Source organism: Pedobacter sp. (assembly GCF_041662865.1).
GTDB lineage: Bacteria > Bacteroidota > Bacteroidia > Sphingobacteriales > Sphingobacteriaceae > Pedobacter.
In genome coordinates, this window is the sequence record NZ_JBAZRL010000052.1 from 18,620 (window position 1) to 22,867 (window position 4,248).

Sequence of the window (4,248 nt, forward strand, 5' to 3'; positions counted from 1 at the left end):
TACAGCATAGCTAAAAAGAATTATAGCTAATTAATAGAAGAAACACAAACACACAAATGAAACCTCTAACCAAGGTGGATAAACACAAATTAACCGTTCTTACTGCATTTTTTTTGCAGTAAGAATTTTTTTAACCAAACCTAAACCCAACCCAAATGATCAAAAATTTTACGCTGTATTCCCAGACAGTATTGTCTTTAAAAATCTCAAGCAGATACAATTCTTTGCTAATCTTTTAGCAATTGCATTTTCATCTCAAATACTAAAACTTAATAAAACTAATCAAATGGTTAAAATTATTACAAGCATATTATGTGCTTTGTTGTTATCTTTTTTTGGTTTTCCAAACGCTCAGGCTAAAGCCTATGTAGAGGTAAATTCATTAAAAAGTACCTTAACAAATCTGTCGTATTTAGAAAGTAAACAAGTTGTTGCTATTGATACCAACAAAAAGCGTAAGCTAGCTAAAGACTCTATTGCTACGGATACTGTACTAGGTAAAAACACAGCATTCAATCATCAATTTAAAATTAATAGAGATTCGCTTCGCGTATCATCTTCACGAAATGTCCCTAACCTTTCCTTGCAACAAATGCTAAAAGGAAATGTTGCTGGTTTATACGTTCAAGAAACTACCGGAGAACCTGGTACAGAACAAAGTATAATCATTCAAGGAACTTCGGCTCCAATTTTTACAAAAAAAGATATTTACAATGTACAGCCAGCTGTTTATTTAAATGGCGTGTATTTGGTACAGGATAATCCTTTTGCTTACGATGTACAGAAGTACGATTATAACAGAATAGGACCTGCAACAAATTTATTGGCCAACATTGATATCGATAATATCCAATCAATTGAAGTATTAAAAGATCCAATTTCTTTAGCAAAGTTAGGTCCTAATGCGGCTAATGGTGCAATTTGGATTACTACTAAAGCAGCAAAGAGCGGTTTAAGAGAAATTAGTTTAAACTCATACGTAGGTATCGTGCCTGCAAATAATGTTCAAACTGTAAATGGTGTATTCGAAAATAACTTTCGCACACCATTTTATAAAAAATATGCAACTCCAGCTAATTATGATAATTACGCTAGTTTCTTAAGAGACTCTACTAATCTTGATTATTTCGGTAAGTCAAATTGGAATGACTTGTACTATAAAAACGCAAACATTTACGGGGTTGACTTAGGTATAACTGGTGGTAATGAGCGTGCAAATTTTAGATTTTATGGAACAGCCTTAAAAAATGCAAGTAATGCTGATGAAACTTCTTTAAATAAATACAACGCCTATTTTGCAATTAACATGATGCCATTTAAATGGATGACTGTATCTAGTTTCTTAAACGCAGCTAGAATGGATAGAAATAGGAATAAAAGTTTACGCGATCGCTTTGCTGAGGTAAGATATTTACCAGATTTTTCTAATCCCTTATCGCCAAATAAAGATAACTACCAGTTGTTTTTAAATGAATATTCGAAAGTGGTGGATGATAACAGAAATAACTTATTGAATGGCTCATTGGCGTTGAACCTACGATTAATGCCTCAATTGAACTTCAATACAGCAGTAGTATTCGATTATAATGAAGGATTACGAGATGCATTTTATCCAACAACGTTGATGGATGGAGTTAATTATGTATCAGGATTTTTCGGTTTTAATCAGCGTTTTGGTTTAAACAACTTATTAACCTATTCGTATGACTTGAACAAAAATCACTCTTTCAAATTTGAATTGGGTCAATCTTTACAAGGAGATGCATATAAATACAATTATGCTCGTGGATATAATGGAAACAGTGATTTCATTAAAATTAACGTTGTAAAAGGGGATATTAAAAATACTGATCCTGGTTACCTCAATGCAATTGAGAATTTTTACTTGTTTAGGTATTCTGATAAAATGAAAAACAGTTTAGTTTCATTTTTTGGTACAGTAAAATATAACTACAAAGATTTAGTAAGCTTAGGTGCTGTTGTAAGAAGAGATGGTTCTTCTAATGGGCAACCAAACAGTCGTTGGATTACTACACCTGCATTTAGTGCAGATTGGAACTTGAAAAATCAGTTGTTAAGTAAAAACAAATTTTTTAATGAGTTAACAATCGGTGCATCTTGGGCTAGATCTGCTAAAATATTTTTAGATGATCGTTTCGGCGCTGGGCCTCAATACCGCACCGAGTATGGATGGAACGAAGAACCAACAATCCCAACATTTGGTGGTTTTCAAGGAATTTCACGTCCATATAACACCGGTTGGGTTGGATATGGTGTAACCTTGCCTTATTCAGATCGCTTAAATATTTCAGCATCATCTACTATTTTAAATAATAAATTAAGTGCTGCGGTAACTTTTTACAATAGAGATGATAAAAACCAATTGCTAAATATTCCTTTATCAGCAGAAAGTGGTTATGCCAGCATTTATAAAAATGGAATGGCAATTAACAATAAAGGAGTTGATTTAGTGCTTACAGGAAATGTTCTTCAAAACGGGAAAACCTTAAGTTGGACAACTTCAGTTAATCTAAACTATAACAGAAATGAATTAACTGCATTGCCTGGTGGTTTAAATGAATTAGTAATTGGTGATAACAAATTAAAAGTTGGACAATCGGTAGGCTCATATTGGTTATACACAAATAATGGTATATATAATACAGACGCTGAAGTACCATCTAATTCAGGTGGAAAAAAACTAACATTTAACGGTTTAGCACTTAAAGCTGGTGACCCTAAATGGGTAGACTACAATGGTGATTTTAACATAACCGATGCAGATAAACAGTTTGTTGGAGATAGAATGCCAAAATTCACTGGCGGATGGATGAACGATTTCAGTTATAAAAACTTCGATTTGAACTTCCACTTCTTTTTTGCTCTTGGTCAAAAAGCAATTAACCAATTTGATGCAAGTAGATATGATTTCGTGAATAGAGAATCTGCAAGTGATATCAACTCTGTTAAAGAAATTACTTCTTGGCAAACTAGCGATAATTTGAAAAGTTACCCAATATACAATGTTTGGAGTAACGTTATTCCATATCGTGTAGATCAAGATTTGTTCTTAGAAAATGCTTCTTATGTAAAGCTTCGTTCGGTAACTCTTGGTTACGATTTATCTAAAGCACGATTTATCTCTAATGCCAAATTAGGTTTCAGAAGAGCATATTTATATGTGACAGGAAGTAATTTATTAACGATTACGAATTTTTCAGGAACAGATCCAGAGCTAATCAATTATAATGGTAATTACGATGGTACCAGCTTACCTATTGCCAGAACTTTCACATTAGGTTTAAAATTAGATTTATAAGAGGGCAAATTATGATATCATTAAAATATAAAGGCGTTAAATTAAATAGATTTTTAATTGCGCTGTTGTTAACCACGCTCATTACCGTTCATTTTTCATGTAAAAAAATCCTCGATGTTCAATCGACAAGATTAGCAGCTGAAGAAAATTTATGGAAAAATCAAGAGGATGCAAAAGGTGCATTAATAGGAATGTATACCTTAATGCGTACCGCTATGGTTGCTGATAATACTCATTGGTTAATGGGAGATTTGAGACAAGGAGATTTTGTTTCTACCAATCGTGCTGATTTAAAGGCTATTATTGATGGTCAATTAAATGCATCCTATCCAATATTTAATAACATTACCAACTGGAGAAGATTTTATTCAGTGATAAATGCGGCTAGTTTATTTATTGAACGTTCACGTGAGATTGTAGCAAATGATCCCCGTTATACACCGATTAATAATCAAGTAGATGTAGCTCAAGCTAGAGCGATGAGAGCATTTGCATATTTTTATATGGTTCGTATTTGGGGTGATGTTCCATTGTTAATCACTTCTCATGATGGTGATTTTAATACACATCCACGTACCTCTAAAGATAAAGTTTTAGCTTTTGCTACTTCAGAATTGCTATCAGCAGTTAAAGTATTGCCATTTAGGTATGGTGGTACAGATCCAATTTTCCCAGGTTTATATTATGGTAGTGGTTGGTCTACATGGAATGGTGTATTACTTACAAAATTATCAGCTTATGCTATTTTAGCACATATTGCAGCATGGCAAGGCAATTATTTAGATTGCGAAGTTTACACAAAATTCTTTGTAGACAATACTTCACAGCTTAATGGCGATGGTAGTTTTGGTGTGAAATACATCACAACAGATGAACTTACCGAAAATGTTAACGGCTACAGTCCATTTGCATTTAAACGTGCTGTTCAA

Annotated in this window: 2 protein-coding genes; both read left to right on the top strand. The window is 33.1% G+C overall.

What is annotated here, in order from left to right:
* The first annotated feature begins 286 nt into the window (after positions 1 to 286).
* Positions 287 to 3,319 carry a SusC/RagA family TonB-linked outer membrane protein gene (locus WC622_RS14155; protein ID WP_372820353.1) on the top strand — a complete coding sequence of 1,011 codons (3,033 nt, stop codon included), beginning with the start codon at positions 287 to 289 and terminating at the stop codon, positions 3,317 to 3,319.
* Positions 3,320 to 3,330: 11 nt separating this feature from the next.
* A partial coding sequence (locus WC622_RS14160; RefSeq protein WP_372820354.1) for a RagB/SusD family nutrient uptake outer membrane protein occupies positions 3,331 to 4,248 on the top strand: 918 nt, incomplete at its 3' end.

Excerpts from the sequence above, each read along its gene's own strand:
- WC622_RS14155 (WP_372820353.1), top strand. The coding sequence starts at position 287 with ATGGTTAAAATTATTACAAGCATATTATGTGCTTTGTTGTTATCTTTT.